A 19,995-nucleotide genomic window follows, 5' to 3' on the forward strand; every position below is an offset into this window, starting at 1 on the left:
GGCGTGCTGCCGCTGTTCGAGGCGGCCGAAAGCGACGAGTTGGGCCCCGAAGAGGATGCGCAGCTGCCGCCCACGCCGCTCGTCGAACAGGTTCTCACCGACTATCAGACGACGCGGCTGTCGCTGAAAGGTCATCCGATGGCGTTCCTGCGCCGCGATTTCGAGCGCGAAGGGGTGCTGAGCGCCGCCCAGGTCGCGGCGGCAAAAAACGGGTCGATCGTCCGCACCGCAGGTATCGTGCTGGTCCGCCAGCGGCCGGGCAAGGGCAATGCGATCTTCATCACGATCGAGGACGAGGGCGGGATCGTCAACATCCTGCTGTGGGCGCGCCATTTTGAACGGTATCGCCGCGCTGTCATGGCGTCGCGGCTGATGCTCGCCGAGGGCGAGGTGCAGCGGAGCAAGGAGGGTGTCATCCACCTGATGGCGACGCGGATCACCGACCGCACCGAAATGCTCGACGCGCTGGGCGACGGACGCGAAATACGCCCCGACCTGTGCCGCGCCGACGAGGTCGCGCACCCACAACTGCCGCGCGGTTATGCGGCGCAGCACGGCCACCCGCGCAACGTCCGCATCCTGCCCAAGTCGCGCGATTTTCACTGAGGTGGACGAACCCGCCACGCGGCATGGGGTGGGCCGACGCAGCGGCATTGGGGTGGCGTGCCTTCTTCGCGATCCCGATCCGACCGCGGACCCGGTCGGCGCGAGGACCGCGCCATATTCCAAAGTTCAGGAAAGTTCAGCCCTGTGCATCGCCCGATCCGCAGGTCGCGGTGCGCCGGACATGCCCGACACGCCCCGCCGTACCCGCACCCTTAAGTCGGACGGCGACCGCCGTTATCCACCAAATGAACGAGCCGGGCCAAAGGCTGGCACGGCCGGATAATGTAGGAAAGGATTATTTGACGGCGGCGTTGGCTTTGGGGTCGTGAGGAGACGTTCCCTTGTTCGTCATCCCGGACTTGATCCGGGGTGACGATGAAGGAGAACGCAGCTTCCGGTCGGCACCCGCCGATCGCACAAAAATGATGCCCCGGCTGTGGGGGCCGGGGCATCGGATCAGGCTATCTAAGGGACCAACCGAATATAGCCTGAAACTGTTCGCGGATTTTAGCCGCGGAGCAGGTTCATCACGCCCTGCGAGCTCTGGTTCGCCTGGGCGAGCATCGCGGTCGATGCCTGTGCCAGGATGCCGGCGGCCGCGAGGTTCGTCGATTCGACCGAGAAATCGGCGTCTTCGATGCGCGACTTCGCTTCGTCCAGGTTGGTGACACGCGACGTCAAATTATCGACAGCCGAGGTCAGACGGTTCTGCTGCGCACCGAGGTTGGCGCGTTCTTCGGCGACGATGGTGATCGCATCGTCGATCGTTGCGAGTGCGCCCGTGGCGCCCGCAGCGGTCGCGACCGAAACCGCGTTGACGCCCAGACCCGTCGCCGACAGGCTGGCGACCGTGATGTTCACGACTTCGGTATCGTTGATGCCGGTCTGGATGTCGAAGCCGGTGGCGACGCTGCCGTCGATCAGCTGGTTGCCGTTGAACGTGGTCTGCGTCGTGATGTCGCCGATCTGCGAAATCAGCGCGCCGACTTCTTCCTGCACCAGCGCGCGGTCGTCGTCGCTCAGCGTGCCGTTCGAGGCCTGCATCGCAAGTTCGCGCATCCGGATGAGGATGTCGGAGATGCTGCCCGCGGCGCTATCGGCGGTCTGGGCGAGCGAAATTCCGTCATTGGCGTTGCGAACGGCCTGGGTGAAACCGCGCGATGCGGCTTCCATGCGGGTTGCGATGGCGAGGCCGGCGGCATCGTCCTTCGCAGCGTTGATGCGCTTGCCGCTCGACAGGCGTTCCATCGCCTGCGACTGCATTTGGCCTGCGACCCGCGAATTGTTCTGGGCGCGAAGCGCGCTCACATTGGTGTTGATGACAGTCATCTTTGTTCCTTTCCGGCCTCGACGGCCATTCCCGTTATGTGAGGGCTCGAGGAGCGGTCACGGAAAGCAGTAACGGCGGGCAGCGGGGGCGATTAAGTCGGTGCGTCAAAAAAATGCCGAAAGCGGCCGACGGGCAGCATCTTGATCGTTCAAGTGCATGAAAATACGTAAATAATATTTCTGGCACGAGCTTTGCATTCTTCTTTGGTGCGTGCGGCGCAGCGCCGCGCAAAGGACGGATGAAAAGCAATGAGCACGATTGACCCGAGCCGACTGCTGCAAATGCGCAGTTCGATCCTCAATCAAAACCAGGCCCTGCAACGCGCCGCCGGCCGCGGCGGGATCGGCGGGGCTGAGGGCGGCGTCGACGGCGCCGGCGGGACGCCCGATTTCGGCGCCGCGATCAACAATGCGCTGCAACAGGTCAACGCCCAGCAGGCCAAGGCAAGCTCGATCAGCGAAGCCTATGAACGCGGCGACACGCACGACATCGTCAGCGTGATGATCGAGCGGCAAAAAGCCTCGCTCGGCTTCGAGACCACCCTGCAAGTGCGCAACAAGCTGCTGTCCGCGTATCGCGACATCATGAACATGCCGGTGTAACCCATGGCCGAAACTCAAATTCTGACCCCCGTTGACGACGGGTCCGCGAACCGCCTCCCCGCCCCCGTCCTTGGCGGCCGCCTCGCCCCGTTGACCGGATTCATGCGCCAGCCCGCCGTACAGCGCGCGCTGCCCGCAATCGCGATGACCTCGGCGATCGGTATCGCCGCGCTGGCCTATTTCACCATGCAGACCGCCCCGCAGGCCCAGCTGTTCGCGGGACTCGACGACAGTGACAAGGCCGCGGTCGCCGACGCGCTGCAAACGCAGGGCATCGCACACAGCATCGACCCCACCACCGGCGCGCTGACCGTCGACGCCAGCAAGCTCCACGCGGCGCGTATCGCGCTCGCCGGGCAGGGCCTGCCGAAAGCCGCGCCCAGCGGCGACAGCCTGATCGCCGCGCTGCCCATGGGGTCGAGCCGCGCGATCGAAGGCGAAGCGCTGCGTTCGGCCCGCGAAGCCGACCTGTCGCGAACGATCGAGACGATCGACGCGGTCAAGAGCGCGCGCGTCCATGTCGCCGCCGCCGAACCCAGCCTGTTCGTCCGCGAAGACAAACCCGCGACCGCATCAGTCATGCTGACGCTCCAGAACGGCCGCTCGCTTTCCGACGGCCAGGTGCAGGCGATCCGTTTCCTTGTCGCTTCGTCGATCCCCGGCATGAACGCCGATCAGGTGTCGGTGATCGACCAGCGCGGCGCGCTGCTGTCGGACACGGCGAGCGGCAGCGACATGAAGGCCTTCCAGCTCCAGCTTCAGGTCGAGGATCGGTTCCGCCGCGCGCTCGACACGCTGCTCGGCCCGATGCTCGGCGCCGGCAATTACACCGTCGAGGTCCATGCCGACGTCGATATGTCGGAAAGCCAGGCGACGCGCGAAAGCTTCCCCGAAAACGACCGCGCGCTGACCAGCGAACAGATCACCCGCTCGACCAGCGGGACAAGCAACGCCCCCGCCGTCGGCATCCCCGGCGCGCTGTCGAACCAGCCGCCGCAGGCGACGACCATCGCCGCGACCGGACCGCAGCCGGTCCCCGCCGGCGCGCCCCCGGCACCCGGCACCGAAAGCAATGAAAATGCCGCGCGCGCCTATGAAGTCGGGCGCGAGATTTCGGTAACCCATTCCCCGCAGGGCAAGCTGCGCCGTGTCTCGGTCGCCGTCGCGCTCAACCAGGGCAAGAAGGCGCTGACCCAGGCCGACCTCACCAAGATCGACGCGCTGGTCAAGGGTGCGATCGGTTATGACGCGACGCGCGGCGACCTGGTCGCGATCAACCAGCGCCCCTTTGCGAAGGTCGAGGACAGCGCGCCCGCTTTTTACGACCAGGGCTGGTTCATGCCGCTGGTCCAGCAGGTCGGTGCCATCCTCGCGGCCTTGCTCGCCTTCCTGTTCATCGGCCGCCCGATGATCCGCGCCGCCAAGGAGCGCGCCGCCAAGCGCGCCGAACAGAATCAGGCGCTCGAGGCGTCGCTGCTCGCCGCGACCGATCGCCCCGCCCTCGCCAATGGACAGGGTGGCCGCGAAATCACGCTCGAAATGATCGAACAGGCGCCAAGCTATGAAACGCGCGCCAACCTTGTCCGCGCCTTTGTCCGCCAGGATTCGGCGCGCGCCGCGCTCGTCGTCCGCCACCTGATGCAGGAGGGCGCCCGTGCCTGACGCCGCCGAAATGGACACAGTCGCCGCAACCCCCGCAATCGACGGGTCGTCCGCCGCCGCCATCCTGTTGATGCTGCTCGACGAAAGCGAAGCCGCCACAATCCTGAAGCAGCTCGCCCCCGAAGAGGTCCGCCAGCTCGCGAAATCGATGTTCGACACCGCCAATGCCAGCGAACAGCAGATCGGGCAGGCGCTCGACCGCTTCGTGACGCGCAGCCGCGACGTCAGCGCGCTGGCGATCGGCGCCGACACGCGCATCCGCACCGTGATCAACGAAGCCGTCGGCAATGTCCGCGCCGACAATATCCTGGCTGCCGTCGCGCCCCAGCGGAGTGCGGCGTCGCTCGAAATGCTGCGCTGGATGGATGTCGATGCGATCAGCGCGCTGCTCGGCAGCGAACATCCGCAGGTCGGCGCGCTGATCCTGTCGGTGCTCGTTCCCGACGTCGCGGCGCGCGCGATCGAGACGCTCGACGAAATCCTCCAGGCGGACCTCGTGCTTCGCGCCGCGCAGCTGACCTCGGTTCCCGCCGCCGCGATCGAAGATCTCGAATCGGTGCTGGCAAGCGCCAATGTCGACGGCCAGCGCGTTGCCAAGCAGGCGATCGGCGGCCCGAGCGACGTCGCGAAGATCATGAAGAAGATGCCGAAACAGCTCTCCGAACGCACGCTCCGCTCGCTCAAGAAACACGACCGCATCCTCGCCCAGGCGATCGAGGAAGAGATGTTCATCTTTGAAAACCTGCGCGACCTCGACAAGAAGAGCCTCAGCAGCGTGCTGCGCTCGGTCGATGCCGCCCAGCTCGCGATCGCGCTCAAGGGTGCCGACGACGAGATGGTCGACATGTGCCTTGCCACCATGTCGCAGCGTGCCGCCGAAACGATCCGCGACGAAATGGCCGAAATGACGATGGTCAAACGCGCCGACGTCGACGACGCGCAAAAGAGCGTGATGCAGATCGTGCGCCAGATGGCAGCGGCCGGCGAAATCATGATTGCGGGCGGGGGCGACGACTATGTCTGATCGCACCGCGGAAACCGGCTTTGCACCCGTCACGCTGGCCGACGCCATGGCGCGCAGCAGCGGTTTTCGCCCGCTGTCCTTCGTCGCCGGCGTGCGCGAGGCCGAAATCGCTCCCGAAAGCCCCGTCGATGCCGACGATCCGTTCGCACGCGGCCTTGCAGAGGGCCAGCGGCTTGCCGAAGCCGCCTTCGTCGCCGAGCGGCACCAGCTGCTCGCCTTGCTCGCCGGTGCCGAAGCGTTGCAGGACGAACCGAGCGAAGAACTGGCGCAACTGATCGCCGAGACCGTCGAACGGCTGGTGCGCCAGATCGTCGCCGCGGCGCCGATCGACGCCGACTGGCTACAGGCGCAGGCAGAGATCGCCGCGGCGATGGTCGCCGACGCCGACAGGGCACGCACCCTGTGGGTCCATCCCGACGACGCCGCGCTGCTTGCCGATTGCCCGTTGACGCTGGCGATCGAAAGCGACGCCGCGATGATGCGCGGTACCGTCCGCCTCGAAACCTCGACCGGCTGGATCGAACATGGCCGCGCGGTCTATCTTGAGGAACTGCGCGCCGCGCTCGGCGAAAGCGAAGCCGCATGACCCGCCGCCTCGCCCTGTCCGCACAGCAGTTGCTTGATCCCGTCGACCTGGCACACGCCAGCCCGCGCCGTATCGGCACGCTCGTCTCGCACGAGGGGATCATGCTCGAAGTATCGGGCTTCCCGATGCCGCTGGGCAGCAATGTGCGTATCCGATCGGCGGACAACGACTATGTTTATGGCGAGGTCGTCGGCTTTCGCGGCCACCGCAGCCTCGTCCTGCCTTTTGACACCAACAAGCCGCTCGTCACCGGCGCGCCCGTCGAACCGCATGGCGCGTCGAGCATGGTTGCCGTCGGCAAGACGCTGCTCGGCCGGATCATGGACGCCCAGGGCAACCCGCTGGACGGCCGTCCGCCGATCAAGTCGCAGTTCCAGTGGCCGCTGGCGGGGCGCAAGGTCAACCCGCTGCGTCGCGGCCGCGTCACCCGCGCGCTGAACATGGGCGTGCGCGCGATCAACGGCCTGCTCACCGTCGGCGAAGGCCAGCGCGTCGCGATCATCGCGGGGTCGGGTGTCGGCAAGTCGGTGCTGATGGGCCAGATGATCGCGGGCACCGAATGCGACGTCATCGTCGTCGGCCTGATCGGCGAGCGCAGCCGTGAAGTCAGCGATTTCGTCGAAACCAAGCTGCCCCCCGACGTGCGCAAGAAATCGGTCGTCGTCGCGGTCCCCGCCGACCATCCGCCGCTGCTCCGCCTGCGCGCCGCGATGCGCGCGACCGCAATCGCCGAAGCCTTTCGCGCCGAAGGCAAGAAGGTGCTTCTGCTGATCGACAGCCTGACCCGCGTCGCCCATGCGCAGCGCGAGATCGGACTGACGCTGGGCGAACCGCCGACGATGAAGGGTTATCCGCCCTCGGTCTTCGCGCTGATCCCCTCTTTGTGCGAACGCGCGGGCATCGACCGCGAAACCGGCGGGTCGATCACCGCGCTTTACACCGTGCTGGCCGACGGCGGCGACATCGACGATCCCGTCGTCGACAGCGCCCGCGCGATCGTCGACGGTCATATCATCCTGTCGCGCCAGCTGGCCGAACAGGGCGTCTATCCCGCGATCGACGTCGCGCGGTCGCTGTCGCGCACGATGGTCGATTCGGTCGACCCCGACCATGCCGCCGCCGCCGCCCGCTTTCGCCAGCTCTGGTCCGCCTATGAAGAGAATCGCGACCTGATGCTGATGGGCGCCTATGTCGCCGGCGGCGACCCCGTGCTCGACGAAGCCATCGCCCGCCATGCCGACCAACTGGCCTTTGTGTCGCAGCCCGCCAAGGCGCAGGTCGATTTCGATATTTCCCGCCAAGCCCTGATTGAAGGATATTCCGCATGAACGCCCGCACCGCACGCCGCAAACGTATCATCCGCGTGCGCACCGTCGAACATCAGCAGGCAGAAGCCAATCTGGCGCGCGCCAATGGCGAACTCGCGAACCTCGTCGAGCTCGCCAAACGGCTCGAAACGCTGCGCGTCGACCTAGCGATGGCGAAGGGCGCGGTTGCCGGCCGCGCGCTCAACACGATCGGCGAGCTCGCCATGCGGCTCGACATCGCGCAGGAAAGCCTGGCCGCACCGCTGGCGGGCGCGAGCCAGCGCCGCGACGAGATGGGGGTGCGCGCGCAAAGCGCGATGGTGAAGGAGGAATCGGCGGTCCGCCTCTACGAACGCAGCCGCAAATCGGCGGAGGCCGAACAGGAACGCCGCAGCGACGCCAACCGGCCGCACCGCGCCCGGACGGGCATGCGGCTGCGCCTGATCGAGGGGGGCGCGGCATGATGGGCGCTCCTTCCCTCCCCGCGCCGCAGGCCGCGATGCCCGCGGGCTTCGCGGCGTTTCTGGCAAATATCGGCCAAGTTCCCGACGGCAGCGGCGAAGGCGCCGGTTTCGGCCAGCTGCTCGCCGCGACCCCGCTGACGGCGGCGCCGATCGCGGCCGCGGCCGCGCTGACGCAGCCGAGTGAGACGACGATCGTCAAAGCCGATGCGATGCTGGCGGCCGAAGCCGAGGCCGGCGAGCTGCCCGTCGACATCGCGCCGGACACGGTCGCCGTTGTGGTCAAGCCCGCGGCGACAAAATCCGAACCGGCCGATGCCGCCGCGCTCGCTGCGACGCTGCTTGTCGCGCTCGGTGGCGCCGACCCCGCCCAAGCGTCCAAAGCCGGAAGGCCGGCGGCAACTGGAACCAGCCCGACGCCTGAAACCACGAAAGCGGACGAGACGCCGACGGCGCCCGCGGCCGCAAATTGGGCGGCAATCATCGCCGCGGTGGTTCCGGATATCGAGGGGCGCGCCAAGCCTGAGACTGCCAAACCGGCGGCAACCGTTGCCGCCACGCCGAACATGGCGCCCGAAGCGCTTGCCGCCGACATCCCTGCCGCTCCGGCCGCTTCGCGCCCGACCAGCGCGGTGATAGCGGTGGCTTCTGCCGACGCGCCCGTCACGAAAACCGCCGACACGCCTTCGATGACCATCCTGTTCGCCCAGCCCGCCGCTCTTACGTCCGCCGCACCCTTCGATACCAGCGCCCCGGCGCTGATCGCCGAACGCGTGCTCGACATGGACAGCGACAGCGCCTGGATCGACCAGCTGGCGCGGGACATTGCCGCGACCAAATCGGACGGCGGCGACGTCAGCTTTCGCCTGATGCCGCGCCACCTCGGCCGTCTCGATGTCGCCATGCAGATGAGCGATGAAGGTCTGTCGCTGAAAATGGATACGCACCATGAAGCGACCGCGACGATCGTGACCGCCGCGCAAGGGCGGCTTGTCGACGAGCTGCGCCAGCAGGGCGTGCGCGTCGCGGGCGCCGAAGTGACCTGCACCCCCGGCGAGACCGGGCGCCAGTCGCCCGGCCAGGGTCAGGGCCGCGCGGGCACCCCCGATACCACCCACCTTATAGAAACCGCGGCCGAGCGCGCCGAAACGCGCGCGGCGGCCGATAGCGATGAGCGCGCCGCCGACCGCCGCGGCCGCTTTGCCTGATCAGAAAGGGTCCGACCATGAGCAAGGATAAAGTCGAAGCCGAGCCCAAGAAGAAGGGCAAGTTCAAGAAGTTGCTGATGATCGGCGTCGCGGCCGTCGCGCTGATCGGCGCCGGCGCCGGTGCCGGCATCTATTTCGGGGCGCTGTCGGCGCACGAGGCCAAGCCCGAGGATCATTATCCGAAGCTGGTCGAGCGCAGCACCGAAGAAGAGGCGCCCGCCGCCGAAGGCGAGGACAAGGAAGCGCCGCCCAAGGTCGGCACGGTGTCGGTCCCGAACGACAAATTCAAGGTCGACCCGCGCAAATATGAAATCACCTATTATCCGATCACCGACGCCTTCACGACGAACCTGGCCGACGGATCGGGATTTTTGCAGGTCGGTATCAGCCTTTCCACCTTTTATGACGGCAAGGTTATCAATAATATCAAACGCCAGGCCGTGCCGATCCGCTCGGTTGTGCTTATGGTGCTCGCCGAACAGGACCCGTCCTTGCTCGCCACGTCACAGGGGAAACAACGGCTACAGCGTCAGCTGACCGCCGCGATCAACGACGTGTTGCGCGACAAGGAGGGATTCGGGGGGATCGACAATGTTTATTTCACGAGCCTGGTAATCCAGTGACCGTCCGTACAAAATCGGTAAGGGCCATCGAGGCGCCTGCCGCGCCGGTGGCCGAACCGGCCGATGCCAAGGCGTCGCTGCTGCTGCGCAAGGCCGCCGACGGCTATGCCTTTCCCGCGCTCGAAAGCGTCGCGACCCAGTTTGCGCGCAGCTTGCGCGACCTTCTCCGCGCCCTCGGCGCGCCGGCGATCCAGGTCGAACGCGCGGGGTCCGAACAGACCAGCTTCGGCGAATGGAGCGCGTCGGCCGCCCCGGCGATCTTCTGGCGCTATCATGCGCCGCCGTTGAAAGGTCCGGTGCTGCTCGCTGCCGCGCGGCCGCTGATCCTGCAACTCGTCGACATCTTTTATGGCGGCAAAGGCAAGCTCGCGGGCGAACGCGAAGAACTGACCGATGCCGAAGAACGCTTCGCAGCCCGCCTGGGCCGCGACATGGGGTTGCAACTCGCCTCCGCCTGGCGCGACAAGCTGGGGCTCGAACCCGAACTTGATTGCGTCACCGGCGATCCCGCGAAACTTGCCGCGGTGCGCGCCGACGACGACATGCTCGTCCAGCGTTTCGTGCTGCGCGGCGCCCCGTTCGAGGGCCGGACGATTGTCTGCGCCTATCCCGTCGCCGCGCTGCGCGGTGTCGTCGGGGCCGAACTGCTTCCCGAAACGCACAGCGCCAGCACCGCCGATCCGCTGTGGTCGGGCGCGCTCGACAAGGCCTTGCGCGACGTGCGCATGCCGGTGCGCTCGGTGCTCGCGCGCCCCGAAATCAGCCTCGTCAAACTGCTCGCGCTGGAAGTCGGCGACATCATCCCGCTCACCATGCCGCGCCATGTGCCGGTGACCGTGGCCGGACGCAGCTTTGCGTTCGGCAGCATCGGCGAAGCCAATGGCAATGCCGCCATCATGATCGACCATATCGAAAAAGGACCGGACCATGACTGATATCAGCGACGCCCCGAAGGCGGCTCGCGCCGACCGGCGTGACAAGTCGATCGCCGCCGCCCCCAATTTCGACCTGCTCGCCGGCGTTTCGCTGCGCGTGTCGGTGGAGGTGGGATCGACGTCGATGACCCTCGCAGAGCTGCTGTCGATCGACGAGGGCAGCGTGATCGAACTCGACCGAGCGGCGACCGATCTGCTCGACATCTACGCGAACGGCACGCTCATCGCGAAGGGCGAGATCGTCAGCATCGACGGCCGCTATGGCATCCAGGTCGCCGAAGTCGTCGCGCCGGCACGCGGCCTCGAAGGCTTTGAGCGGAGGGCCTGATGCTCGAATATATCCTCCGCCTGCTGATCCTGTTGCCGATCGTCGGCGGCATGGCGTGGGGCAGCCTGTGGCTGTGGAAGCGCGTCCAGATGGGCGTGCCCTTGATGGGCGGCGGCGCAAAGGCGCGCGCGGTCGAAATGGTCGACGTGCTGCCGCTCGGTCCCGGATCGAAGCTGGCGGTGATCGAATTTGCCGGGCAGCGGATCCTGGTGGCGGTGTCGCGGAGCGGCATCACCCGCATCGCCGATGACGGCCAGGGCGACTTCCATGCAGACTGATCGCCGTTTCTGGCTGCGCGCCGCGGCGCTCGCCGGCGGTGCCGCGCTGCTTTGTGCCGCGCCCGCCGCTTATGCCCAGGCCACCGACGGGCTGAACCGTGCGGTGACAGAGATCGGCGGCGACGGCCGCCCCCTGAGCCTGTCGCTCCAGATCCTCGTCCTGATGAGCTTGTTGACGGTGCTGCCGTCGTTGCTCCTGATGATGACCAGCTTCACGCGCATCATCATCGTGCTCTCTATCCTGCGCCATGCGCTGGGGCTGCAACAGACGCCGCCCAACCAGGTGCTCGTGGGCCTCAGCCTTTTCCTGTCGCTGTTCGTGATGCAGCCGGTGATCAGCGAAGTGAACCGGGTCGCGATCGAACCCTACGGCCAGGAACAGATCGACATCGGCGAAGCCGTGTCGCGTTCGGGCGACGCGCTCCACGGTTTCATGATGAAACAGACACGCAAGACCGACCTGATGATGTTCGCCAAGATCGCGAAGGCGCCGACCTATGCCAGCCCGAAGGACGTGCCTTTCTCGATCCTGCTCCCCGCCTTTGTCACCAGCGAACTCAAGACCGCTTTCCAGATCGGCTTCCTCATCTTCCTGCCCTTCCTCGTCATCGACCTGATCGTCGCGTCGGCGCTGATGTCGCTTGGCATGATGATGTTGTCGCCGACGATCATATCGATGCCGTTCAAGTTGCTGCTCTTCGTGCTGGTCGACGGCTGGGCGCTGACGATGGGCTCGCTCGCATCTTCCTTTGTAGGATAGCGACATGGAGGCCGATTATTTCATCGGGGTGGCGCAGCAGTCGCTGTGGATTCTGGCGCTCGCCTCGGCACCGCTGCTGCTGCCCGTGCTCATTATCGGCGTGCTGCTCGGCATGGTACAGGCGGCCACCTCGATCAACGAACAGACACTGACCTTTGTGCCCAAGCTGATCGTCGCGGCGATCTGCCTCGCCATCTTCGGCGGCAGCATCCTGGTGCTGCTGACCGACTTCACCCGCGAAATCTTTGCACAGATCCCGGCGCTCGTTCGTTAGGGCAACGATGAACCCCGCCGACATCCCGAATATCGAGGCGATGCTCCAGCTGTGGATGCTGGGGATGATCCGCCCCGGCGCCGCCTTCATTGCCGCGCCGGTGTTCGGCGCGACCAGCGTGCCCGTGCAGCTGCGGCTGGTGATCGCGCTCGCGGTCGGGGTCCCCGCGGTGGCCGCGTCGGGAATGGCGCTGCCGCCGGAGGGCATCGTCTCTGTCCCCGGCTTGCTGTTCGTGATCGGCGAAGTGGTGATCGGCCTTTCGATCGGCTTCGTGCTCCAGATGGGGCTGGCCGCCGCGCTGATCGCGGGCGAAGCGATCAGCAACGCGATGGGCCTCGGCTTCGCGTCGATGGTCGATCCCTTGAGCGGCGCGTCGAGTTCGGCGGTCGGCCAGTTTCTTTCGATGCTCGCAACCGCGCTGTTCCTGGCCGCCGACGGGCATCTCCTGCTCATCGACATCATCGTGGACAGCTACAGCGCCCTCCCGCCCGGCGGCGCCTTTCCTTCGTTCGAGGCGATCGGCGGGCTGTTGCAATTCGGCAGCCTGATGTTCGCGGCCGGACTGACGATCGCCATGCCGGTCGGCTTCGTACTGATTCTGGTCCAGATCATCATGGGTGTGATCGGCCGGTCGGCCCCCGCGCTCAACCTGTTCGCGGTCGGCATTCCCGCCACCTTGCTCGCCGGGATCGTGCTGCTTGGCATTGCGACCCCCGCGATGGCCGAAGCAACGGCGCGCATCCTGTCCGACGCTCTCGACGCCGCGCGCATGATGGCGGGACTCTGACGCGTGACGGGGACGACCGAAAAGGACCAGAAGACCGAACAGCCGACGGCGAAGAAGCTGGCCGATTCGGCGCGCGAAGGCGATGTCTTGATGTCGCGCGAACTGGCGACGGCGCTGATGATGCTCGCCGCGGCAGGCTGGATCGTCGCCGCGGGCGGCTGGTTCGTCCAGTCGGCGGGCGACCTCGTCCGCCGCGGGCTGACATTGACCGCCGCCGACATCGCCGATTTCGCGCCCGCCGAGGCGCTGATGCGCAACGGGGTCGAGATTCTGTTGCCGCTCGCCAGCCTGTTCGCGCTGGCGCTCGGCGCCGCGGTTGCGGGCCCGGCCATGCTCGGCTCGATCGGTTGGCGCGGCAAGGCGCTGCATTTCAAGGGCAACCGGATGAATCCGCTGAGCGGGATCAAACGGATGTTCGGGATGCAGGGGGCGACCGAACTTGCCAAGGCGCTTGCCAAGGTGCTGCTGCTCGGCACCATCGGATATTGGCTGGTCGATAGCAGCCTGCCCGCGATCATGACGATGGCAACCACCGACCTGATCGCGGCGATCGGACTCGCCGGACAGGCGATCGGCCACGCGATGCTGGTGCTCGCCGGCGGGCTGGTCGTCATCGCGCTGATCGACGTGCCGGTGCAATGGTTCCAGCGCAACAAGCGCCTGATGATGAGCAAGCAGGAAGTGAAAGACGAAATGCGCCAGTCCGACGGCGCCCCCGAACTCAAGCAGGCGCAGCGCCAGCGCGCGCATGAAATGATGAGCGGATCGGCGCGCAAGGCGGTGTCCGACGCCACCGTTGTCCTGACCAACCCGACGCATTTCTCCGTCGCGCTGCGTTACCGTCCGGGCGTCGATGCGGCGCCCGTCGTGGTCGCACGCGGGCGCGGCGACGTCGCGCTGTCGATCCGCGAACTCGCCCGCGGCGCCGATGTGCCGATTCTCGAATATCCGCAGCTTACCCGTGCGATTTATTTCACCGCGCGCGCCGGGCGCGTGATCCCCGAAGAATTGTTCGTCGCGGTCGCAACGGTGCTCGCCTTTGTCTTCCAGCTGGAGCGCGCGGTCGCCGACGGCATCGCCCAGCCCGCGGTCGACGTGCCGCCCTCGCATCATTTCGATCCCGAAGGGCGCCGCGCGGCTTAATATCGCTCGGCCGCCGCCGTTAAGGGGTCCGAAGGATATTGTGCCATGGTCAGTTCAATCGCCAACGCCCTGGGCTTCGGATCGGGCATCGATACCAAACAGCTGGTCACCGACCTGTCGAATGCGTCGCGCGAACCCAAGATCGCACGCGTGGCGACGCTGACACAGGCGAACCAGACGCGCATCAGCGCGCTGGGGCAAGCGCGTTCGGACCTCGAAGGTTTCGCCGATTCGCTGAGCCTGATGGTCAGCGACGGGACATTGCGCAGCACGCCAACGGTCTCTGACGACAGCGTGCTGGGCGTCACCGCACGGGCCGGGCTGGCAGCCGACAGCTTTGCCGCGACGATCGTCGTGAACCAGCTGGCGCGCGCGCAGAGCAATTATTCGGGCATCGTCGCCGACCGGACGGCGGCCATCGGCGCGGGCACCATGACCCTGACCGTCGGCGGCGTCGCGACGACGATCACGATCGACGCGGCGAACGACAGCCTCGACGGCCTTGCCAGCGCGATCAACGCCAGCGGCGCCGGAGTCACCGCATCGATCATCGCCGACGAAGGCGGCCACCGCTTGATCCTGAAGGGAACGACGGGCACCGCCAACGCCTTTACCCTCGCCGCCGATGTCGGCGCCGATCCCGGCCTTGCAGCCTTTGCCACCAGCGGCGGCATGACATTGGGGCAAAGCGCGGCCAACGCCGAATTCACCCTCGACGGGGTCGCGTTCAGCCGCGCGACGAACATTGTCGACGACGTCGTATCGGGCATGTCGCTCACGCTCAAAAAAGCCGCGCCCGGACAAGGCGTCGATATCGGTGCCGACCGGCCGCTCGACATGATCAAGCAGACGGTCGGCGACTTTGTCTCGGTCTATAACCAGCTCAAGAAAAGCCTGTCGGCCGCATCGAGCCTGTCGGGATCGACGACGTCGCTGCGCGAGTTGGAGCGCGAGCTTTCGGGGCTCGTCGGCAAGGTCATTTCGAGCCACGGCAGCATCAACAAGCTGACCGACATCGGAATTTCGACGACGAAGGACGGCTTGCTCAGCGTCGATAACGCAAAGCTGACCAAGGCGCTCGAAACCGACGCGGGCGCGGTCGAGGCCTTGTTCAACCCACGCCGCGATGCCACGCATAACGAGACGACCGATCCCGGAATCGCTTTCGCGCTCGACGCGATCCGCGACAAGGCGATCGCCACCAACGGGGTGATCGACCGGGTGACCAAATCGCTCGACAACACCAAAAAGACGCTCACCGAACAGCTGGAAAAGATCGAGGAGCGCGAGGATGTCTACCGGGCGCGGCTGGAGAAACAATATGGCGCGCTCGATGCCAAGCTCGCCGCGTTCAAGGCGACGCAGACCTATCTCGAACAACAGATAAAGCTCTGGACCAACCAGGGTAACGACTAGGGGCCTCGATCGTGACCGCTACCGCCTCGACCGTCCGGGCGACCGGACTTTATCGCCGATTGCAGCAAGAAAGCCGCGCGGCCGCCGCCGACCCGGTCGAGCTGGTCACGATGCTCTATGACGAGCTGGAGACCGCGATCGGTGTGCTCGGCGCGATGGTCCGGCAGGGGCAACGCGTGTCGGCAACCGAACCGGCGCACCGCGCGCGCGCGATCCTGATCGGCCTCGACGCCGGGCTCGATCACGACAAGGGCGGCGATGTCGCGGTGGCTTTGTCGCGCGTCTATCGCAGCATGCGCCGCAAGCTTGACGAAGCGGTCGCGCAAAACAGCGCCGAGGCGCTGGCCGACCTTCTGCAAGGGATCACGACCGTCAGTGCCGCGTGGCGGCAGTTGCGTTAGGCTGGACTTTGCCGTCCGCTGGCGCGGAACGGCTCGACATCATTCGCCGATGATAGGCTGGTTGCCCGGCCGCCCTAGGTGGGGACGGGCGGCCGGGCGGAGCGGGAGCGGACCAGAGCCCCCTTTTTTCAGCAGAGCTGAAAACCGTGTTTCGCAGCCGTTCAGGCGGCCTGCTGGTGAACACCATATTTGCGCATTTTTTCGATCAGCGTGGTGCGCTTCAGCGTCAGCAGGCGCGCCGCTTCCGAAATAATGCCATCGGCCAGGTCGAGCGCGACGTGGATCTGTTCGAGTTCGATCGTTTCGATCTCGCGCTTGAGGTCGATCGGGCGGCCCGGCGCAGGCGTCTTGCCAAGCGGCGCGGCGGGGGCCGTAAATTCGTCCGCGCTGGCTTGCACCGTGACGGGGCTGCTGGGGACAGCCCGTCGCGGTGCAAGCGCTGCGGTGGGGTTCAAAAGCATGGCGACATCATCGAAACCAAGCGTTTCGCCGCCATGGAGAACGCTGGCGCGTTCCACGAAATTCCTGAGTTCGCGAACATTGCCCGGCCAGCCATGCTGCATCAGCAAAGCCATCGCCGCATCGTCGAAACGGCATTTGGCATCGGCGGGCATTTGACGCTGGAAATGGCGGATCAGTGCCGGAATATCCTCGGCGCGGTTGGCAAGGCTGGGGACCTGCAGCACAACCACGCCGAGCCGGAAGAACAGGTCTTCGCGGAATTTGCCATCGGCGATCGCGGCGCCGAGATCCTGGTGGGTGGCCGAAATGACGCGAACGTCGACGGCCTTCACCTCGCTGCTGCCGACGCGGACGATCGTCCGGTCTTCGAGCACGCGGAGCAGTTTGACCTGCATGTCGAAACGCATGTCGCCGATTTCGTCGAGGAAGAGCGTGCCGCCCTCGGTCGCTTCAAAATGGCCGATGCGACGGGCATGGGCGCCGGTGAAGCTGCCCTTTTCATGCCCGAAAAGTTCGGATTCGATCAGTTCGCCGGGGATCGCGCCGCAGTTGATCGCGGAAAAGGCCTGGCCGGTGCGGGCGCCTTCGTCGTGAATGGCGCGGGCGACGAGTTCCTTGCCCGAACCCGACGGGCCGCAGAGCATCACCGAAGCGTTCGAGCGGGCGATCCGGCGGATCATCTCGCGCAGCCGGCATGTCGCCTCGCTCGTGCCGATGATCAGCGCTTCGAGCGCCAGCTTGTTGTTCTGCCCCACGGTCATTTCAGTCTCCACCGCGCCCCCCATCGGCGCTTTCTCGATGGACCCAGAGATTGACGAAACTGGTAAACAAAATCTTATCGTCACTGGCATAACCCATTCAAAACAAAGGGTTATTACCATATTGGAAGTAATCGGCCTGCAATTGCGTTAACCATCTCCGACATGCTGCCAAAATGGCACTAATTCCTCGCCGGGTTTCGCCAGCCGAGAGTAATCGAGATGCGCCGATTGCGCGGATCGAATCGGTCGGAAGGGACATAGGGTTCGCGATCGGCGACCCCTTCGATGCGCGAAAAGCGGTCCGACGCGATGCCGCGGAACTCCAGATAGTGGCGCGTGACCTCGGCGCGGTCGACCGACAGGCGCCAATTATTGGTCCCCGCCTTTGCCGACCAGGGCGCCGCATCGGTGTGGCCGCGGATCATCACCTGGTTGTCGACCTCGGCGATCGGCTTGGCGATCTCGCCAAACAGGCGGGCGCCGGCAGGGGTGAGCTGGCTGGTGCCGATCGCGAACATCGAAAAATCGGCGTCGTCGACGACGTCGATCCGCAGCCCTTCCATCGTTTCGGTAAAACGCAAATTGCGCGCCAGGCGCTTGATGTCGCCCCTGGCCTGTATCCGGTCCTTCAGTGACTGGGCGATCAGGTTGAATTTTCGCGATTCGGCATCGCGCTCGCGGCCCGACGCTTCGCGCGGACCGCCGGTCGCATCGCGCGGGATCGTCATCGAACGGGTCCCGGTCTGCGCGGCACCATGCGGATATTTGTCAGCAGAGACCAGCGAATCGCCACCGAACAGGCCGGTCGATCCGGCGCTGTCGGTCTTTGTCTGGACGATCGTCGGCGCGAAATAGTCGGCGAGCGCCTTGCGCTGTTTCTCGTTCGTCGCGCCAAGCAGCCACATCAACAGGAAGAAGGCCATCATCGCGGTGACGAAGTCGGCATAGGCAACCTTCCACGCGCCGCCATGATGGCCGCCGTGCGCTTCCTGGATCACCTTTTTGACGATGATCGGCCGCGGCATGTTGGGACGCGCGGCCATCAGCGGCCCCGCATTCCGTCAAAGACCTCGGCGAAACTCGGCTGGTTGGCATGATCGACGCCCGAACGCGCGGCCTCGATCACCAGCGGTTGCGGATGGCCGTGAAGCGACGCGATGATCAGTTGCTTGACCGTATGGTACATGGCGTTGTCGCTTTCGATCACGGTCTTGGCGCGCGTCGCGAACGGGCCGACCAGCCCATAAGCGAGGAGCACGCCGAGAAAGGTGCCGACGAGCGCCGAGCCGATCATGCCGCCGAGGATCGCCGGCGGCTTGTCGATCGACCCCATGGTCTTCACGACCCCGAGCACCGCCGCGACGATGCCGAGTGCGGGAAGCGCGTCGGCCAGGCTCTGTAGGCCGTCGGCGGGCTTCATGCTGTGGTGGTTGTGGCTTTTGAGCGCATTGTCCATCACCTCTTCGACCGCATGGGGGTCGAGCGTCCCCGACGACACGACGACCAGGCGCAGCGTGTCGCAGATCAGGTGAACGAGCGTATCGTCCTTCAGGAGCTTGGGATATTGCTGGAAGATCGTCGAGTTTTGCGGGTCTTCGATATGCGGTTCGACCGCAACCGGCCCTTCGGTGCGCATCATCTTCATCAGTGTCGAGACGAGGAGGATGCAGTCGAGATAGTCCTGCTTCTTATATTGCGGCCCCTTGAACACCTTTGCGAGACCGCCCGCGAGCGCTTTCAGGTCGGCGCCCGAATTGCCGATGATCAGCGACCCCAGCGCCGCACCGCCGATGATCAGCATTTCGTGCGGCAATGCGTGCATGACGGGCCCGAGGTTGCCGCCGGTCAGCGCAAAGCCCCCGAACACCAGCAGGATCAGAACGACGATGCCGATAGCGGGAAACATGCGGGGCAAACTCCATTCGGGACCCGGCGCGTCGGCCGGATACGCGACAATTCAGGGACGTCTTGATGATTAACGGCAGCGGCGCCGGAATATTGAGCGCGCTCAGTTCAAAATATCGAACAAGGTCTGCCGGTTGATCTTCGCAAAGGCGGCCTGCGCCGCGTTGAGCGTCAGTTCCTGCGCGTTGAGCTCGGCGATCGCGACCGCGAGGTCGGTATCCTCGACCACCGATCGCTCGTCCTTCAGCGTGATCCCGCGCGCCGCGAGCCCGTCGCCGATGCGGTCCAGCCGGCCACCCGACAGGCCGATCTTGGCATGTTCGTCGGCAACATGGCCGATCGCGGTGGCAAGAGCGTCGAGCGATGCGTTCATCCCCGCCTTATCGCTCGCCGCGACCGCAGCCGCCGCGTCGCGGATACCCGTCGACAGGCTGTTGCCGCCGATGACGAAGACGTCCGCCGCCGAGGGAACGGGGGCGAAGGTGACGTCGGCATCTAACCGCATCACGCGCGCCGGTCCCGCAGTGAAAACGGGTTCACCGTTGGAATCGCGCGTCGCGGCCAGCGCGTCGATTTCATCCGCGATCGTCCCCAGTTCGGCAGCGATGGTGGCGCGGTCGGCAGGATTGGCCGTATCGCTTGCGGCGGCGAGCGTCAGTTCGCGCGCCCGCGACATGAGGTCGCTGACCGATTTCATCACGCCATCGGCCTGCGACACCAGCGCCGAAGCCGAATTGATGTTCGACGACCAGGCGGTCATGCTGGCCTGCGACGTGCCGATCGTCGCGATGCGGCGCGCCGCAATCGGATCGTCGGACATGCGCAGCAGCTTCTTGCCGCCGGAAATCTGGATCTGCGTCCGCTCCAGCTGTTCGGCGAGCTTGGTTTGGCGCGCGATTTCGCGCGTCATGCGATTGCCCACGGCGTTGATCATGATCCTGCCCCTTCCTTAGAGCGAGCTGAGCAATGTTTGCATGGTTTCGCGCGCGACCTGGATCGTGCGCGCCGCAGCCGAATAGGCTTGCTGGAAACGAAGCAGCTCGGCGGCCTCGGTGTCGAGGTCGACCTGGCTGACCCCGTCGCGCGCCGCGGCCGACGCATCGGCGCGGGTCGCCGCGGCGGCATCTTGCGCGCGC

23 protein-coding genes and 1 pseudogene are annotated in these 19,995 nt (G+C 65.9%); 18 read left to right on the top strand and 6 right to left on the bottom strand.

The window, feature by feature from the left end:
• A pseudogene (locus tag A3E77_RS07180) lies at positions 1–606 on the top strand (OB-fold nucleic acid binding domain-containing protein); the annotation flags it as partial.
• Positions 607–1,113: 507 nt separating this feature from the next.
• Here A3E77_RS07180 and A3E77_RS07185 read toward each other — a convergent pair.
• Complete coding sequence (locus A3E77_RS07185) at positions 1,114–1,935, bottom strand: flagellin N-terminal helical domain-containing protein (RefSeq protein ID WP_293644512.1); 822 nt, start codon at positions 1,933–1,935, stop codon at positions 1,114–1,116.
• Between the two features lie 249 nt (positions 1,936–2,184).
• Between A3E77_RS07185 and fliE the strand changes: the two genes are divergently transcribed.
• From fliE to A3E77_RS07270, 17 genes are read left to right on the top strand one after another with little or no spacing between them, the layout of a single operon-like run.
• On the top strand, positions 2,185–2,538 hold the full coding sequence (gene fliE / locus A3E77_RS07190) for a flagellar hook-basal body complex protein FliE (protein ID WP_293644514.1): 354 nt from the start codon (positions 2,185–2,187) through the stop codon (positions 2,536–2,538).
• A gap of 3 nt (positions 2,539–2,541) precedes the next feature.
• Complete coding sequence (fliF, locus tag A3E77_RS07195) at positions 2,542–4,200, top strand: flagellar basal-body MS-ring/collar protein FliF (RefSeq protein ID WP_293644516.1); 1,659 nt, start codon at positions 2,542–2,544, stop codon at positions 4,198–4,200.
• Positions 4,193–5,224 (top strand): flagellar motor switch protein FliG, encoded by a 1,032-nt coding sequence (gene fliG / locus A3E77_RS07200; protein ID WP_293644518.1) that lies wholly within the window; start codon positions 4,193–4,195, stop codon positions 5,222–5,224. Before fliF ends, fliG begins: the two co-directional genes overlap by 8 nt.
• Positions 5,217–5,810: a FliH/SctL family protein gene (locus tag A3E77_RS07205; RefSeq protein ID WP_293644520.1), complete on the top strand. Its 594-nt coding sequence runs from the start codon at positions 5,217–5,219 to the stop codon at positions 5,808–5,810. The genes fliG and A3E77_RS07205 overlap by 8 nt, the downstream gene beginning before the upstream one ends.
• A complete protein-coding gene (locus A3E77_RS07210) occupies positions 5,807–7,138 on the top strand; it encodes a FliI/YscN family ATPase (RefSeq protein WP_293644522.1) in 1,332 nt (443 codons plus the stop codon). Before A3E77_RS07205 ends, A3E77_RS07210 begins: the two co-directional genes overlap by 4 nt.
• Positions 7,135–7,581, top strand: a complete 447-nt coding sequence (locus A3E77_RS07215; RefSeq protein ID WP_293644524.1) for a hypothetical protein — start codon at positions 7,135–7,137, stop codon at positions 7,579–7,581. Before A3E77_RS07210 ends, A3E77_RS07215 begins: the two co-directional genes overlap by 4 nt.
• Complete coding sequence (locus A3E77_RS07220; RefSeq protein WP_293644526.1) at positions 7,581–8,786, top strand: flagellar hook-length control protein FliK; 1,206 nt, start codon at positions 7,581–7,583, stop codon at positions 8,784–8,786. Before A3E77_RS07215 ends, A3E77_RS07220 begins: the two co-directional genes overlap by 1 nt.
• 17 nt (positions 8,787–8,803) lie before the next feature.
• Positions 8,804–9,409, top strand: a complete 606-nt coding sequence (locus A3E77_RS07225) for a flagellar basal body-associated FliL family protein (RefSeq protein ID WP_293644528.1) — start codon at positions 8,804–8,806, stop codon at positions 9,407–9,409.
• Positions 9,406–10,344 carry a flagellar motor switch protein FliM gene (locus A3E77_RS07230; RefSeq protein WP_293644530.1) on the top strand — a complete coding sequence of 313 codons (939 nt, stop codon included), beginning with the start codon at positions 9,406–9,408 and terminating at the stop codon, positions 10,342–10,344. The genes A3E77_RS07225 and A3E77_RS07230 overlap by 4 nt, the downstream gene beginning before the upstream one ends.
• Positions 10,337–10,672, top strand: a complete 336-nt coding sequence (fliN, locus tag A3E77_RS07235) for a flagellar motor switch protein FliN (RefSeq protein ID WP_293644532.1) — start codon at positions 10,337–10,339, stop codon at positions 10,670–10,672. The genes A3E77_RS07230 and fliN overlap by 8 nt, the downstream gene beginning before the upstream one ends.
• Positions 10,672–10,950, top strand: a complete 279-nt coding sequence (locus A3E77_RS07240; protein ID WP_293644534.1) for a flagellar biosynthetic protein FliO — start codon at positions 10,672–10,674, stop codon at positions 10,948–10,950. Before fliN ends, A3E77_RS07240 begins: the two co-directional genes overlap by 1 nt.
• The gene (gene fliP, locus A3E77_RS07245) at positions 10,940–11,710 is read left to right on the top strand and encodes a flagellar type III secretion system pore protein FliP (protein ID WP_293644536.1); all 771 of its coding nucleotides are present in this window, start codon (positions 10,940–10,942) and stop codon (positions 11,708–11,710) included. The genes A3E77_RS07240 and fliP overlap by 11 nt, the downstream gene beginning before the upstream one ends.
• A gap of 4 nt (positions 11,711–11,714) precedes the next feature.
• Entirely contained in the window at positions 11,715–11,984 is a 270-nt protein-coding gene (locus A3E77_RS07250; RefSeq protein ID WP_293644538.1) for a flagellar biosynthetic protein FliQ, read from the top strand.
• 7 nt (positions 11,985–11,991) lie between these two features.
• Positions 11,992–12,771: a flagellar biosynthetic protein FliR gene (gene fliR, locus A3E77_RS07255; protein WP_293644540.1), complete on the top strand. Its 780-nt coding sequence runs from the start codon at positions 11,992–11,994 to the stop codon at positions 12,769–12,771.
• A 3-nt stretch (positions 12,772–12,774) separates the two neighbouring features.
• The gene (gene flhB / locus A3E77_RS07260) at positions 12,775–13,914 is read left to right on the top strand and encodes a flagellar type III secretion system protein FlhB (RefSeq protein WP_293644542.1); all 1,140 of its coding nucleotides are present in this window, start codon (positions 12,775–12,777) and stop codon (positions 13,912–13,914) included.
• Positions 13,915–13,959: 45 nt separating this feature from the next.
• Complete coding sequence (fliD, locus tag A3E77_RS07265) at positions 13,960–15,330, top strand: flagellar filament capping protein FliD (protein WP_293644544.1); 1,371 nt, start codon at positions 13,960–13,962, stop codon at positions 15,328–15,330.
• An 11-nt stretch (positions 15,331–15,341) separates the two neighbouring features.
• The gene (locus A3E77_RS07270; protein WP_293644546.1) at positions 15,342–15,731 is read left to right on the top strand and encodes a flagellar export chaperone FliS; all 390 of its coding nucleotides are present in this window, start codon (positions 15,342–15,344) and stop codon (positions 15,729–15,731) included.
• A gap of 161 nt (positions 15,732–15,892) precedes the next feature.
• Here A3E77_RS07270 and A3E77_RS07275 read toward each other — a convergent pair whose 3' ends face one another.
• From A3E77_RS07275 to A3E77_RS07295, 5 genes are all read right to left on the bottom strand, one after another.
• Positions 15,893–16,954 (bottom strand): sigma-54 interaction domain-containing protein, encoded by a 1,062-nt coding sequence (locus A3E77_RS07275; protein WP_293644548.1) that lies wholly within the window; start codon positions 16,952–16,954, stop codon positions 15,893–15,895.
• Between the two features lie 179 nt (positions 16,955–17,133).
• Positions 17,134–17,997, bottom strand: coding sequence for a flagellar motor protein MotB (locus A3E77_RS07280; protein ID WP_293644550.1), 864 nt, complete (start codon positions 17,995–17,997; stop codon positions 17,134–17,136).
• Complete coding sequence (gene motA, locus A3E77_RS07285; RefSeq protein WP_293644552.1) at positions 17,997–18,860, bottom strand: flagellar motor stator protein MotA; 864 nt, start codon at positions 18,858–18,860, stop codon at positions 17,997–17,999. The genes A3E77_RS07280 and motA overlap by 1 nt, the downstream gene beginning before the upstream one ends.
• 102 nt (positions 18,861–18,962) lie before the next feature.
• Positions 18,963–19,793: a flagellin gene (locus A3E77_RS07290; RefSeq protein WP_293644554.1), complete on the bottom strand. Its 831-nt coding sequence runs from the start codon at positions 19,791–19,793 to the stop codon at positions 18,963–18,965.
• Between the two features lie 15 nt (positions 19,794–19,808).
• A partial coding sequence (locus tag A3E77_RS07295; protein WP_293644556.1) for a flagellar basal body rod C-terminal domain-containing protein occupies positions 19,809–19,995 on the bottom strand: 187 nt, incomplete at its 5' end.

The organism is Sphingopyxis sp. RIFCSPHIGHO2_12_FULL_65_19, from assembly GCF_001830555.1.
GTDB lineage: Bacteria > Pseudomonadota > Alphaproteobacteria > Sphingomonadales > Sphingomonadaceae > Sphingopyxis.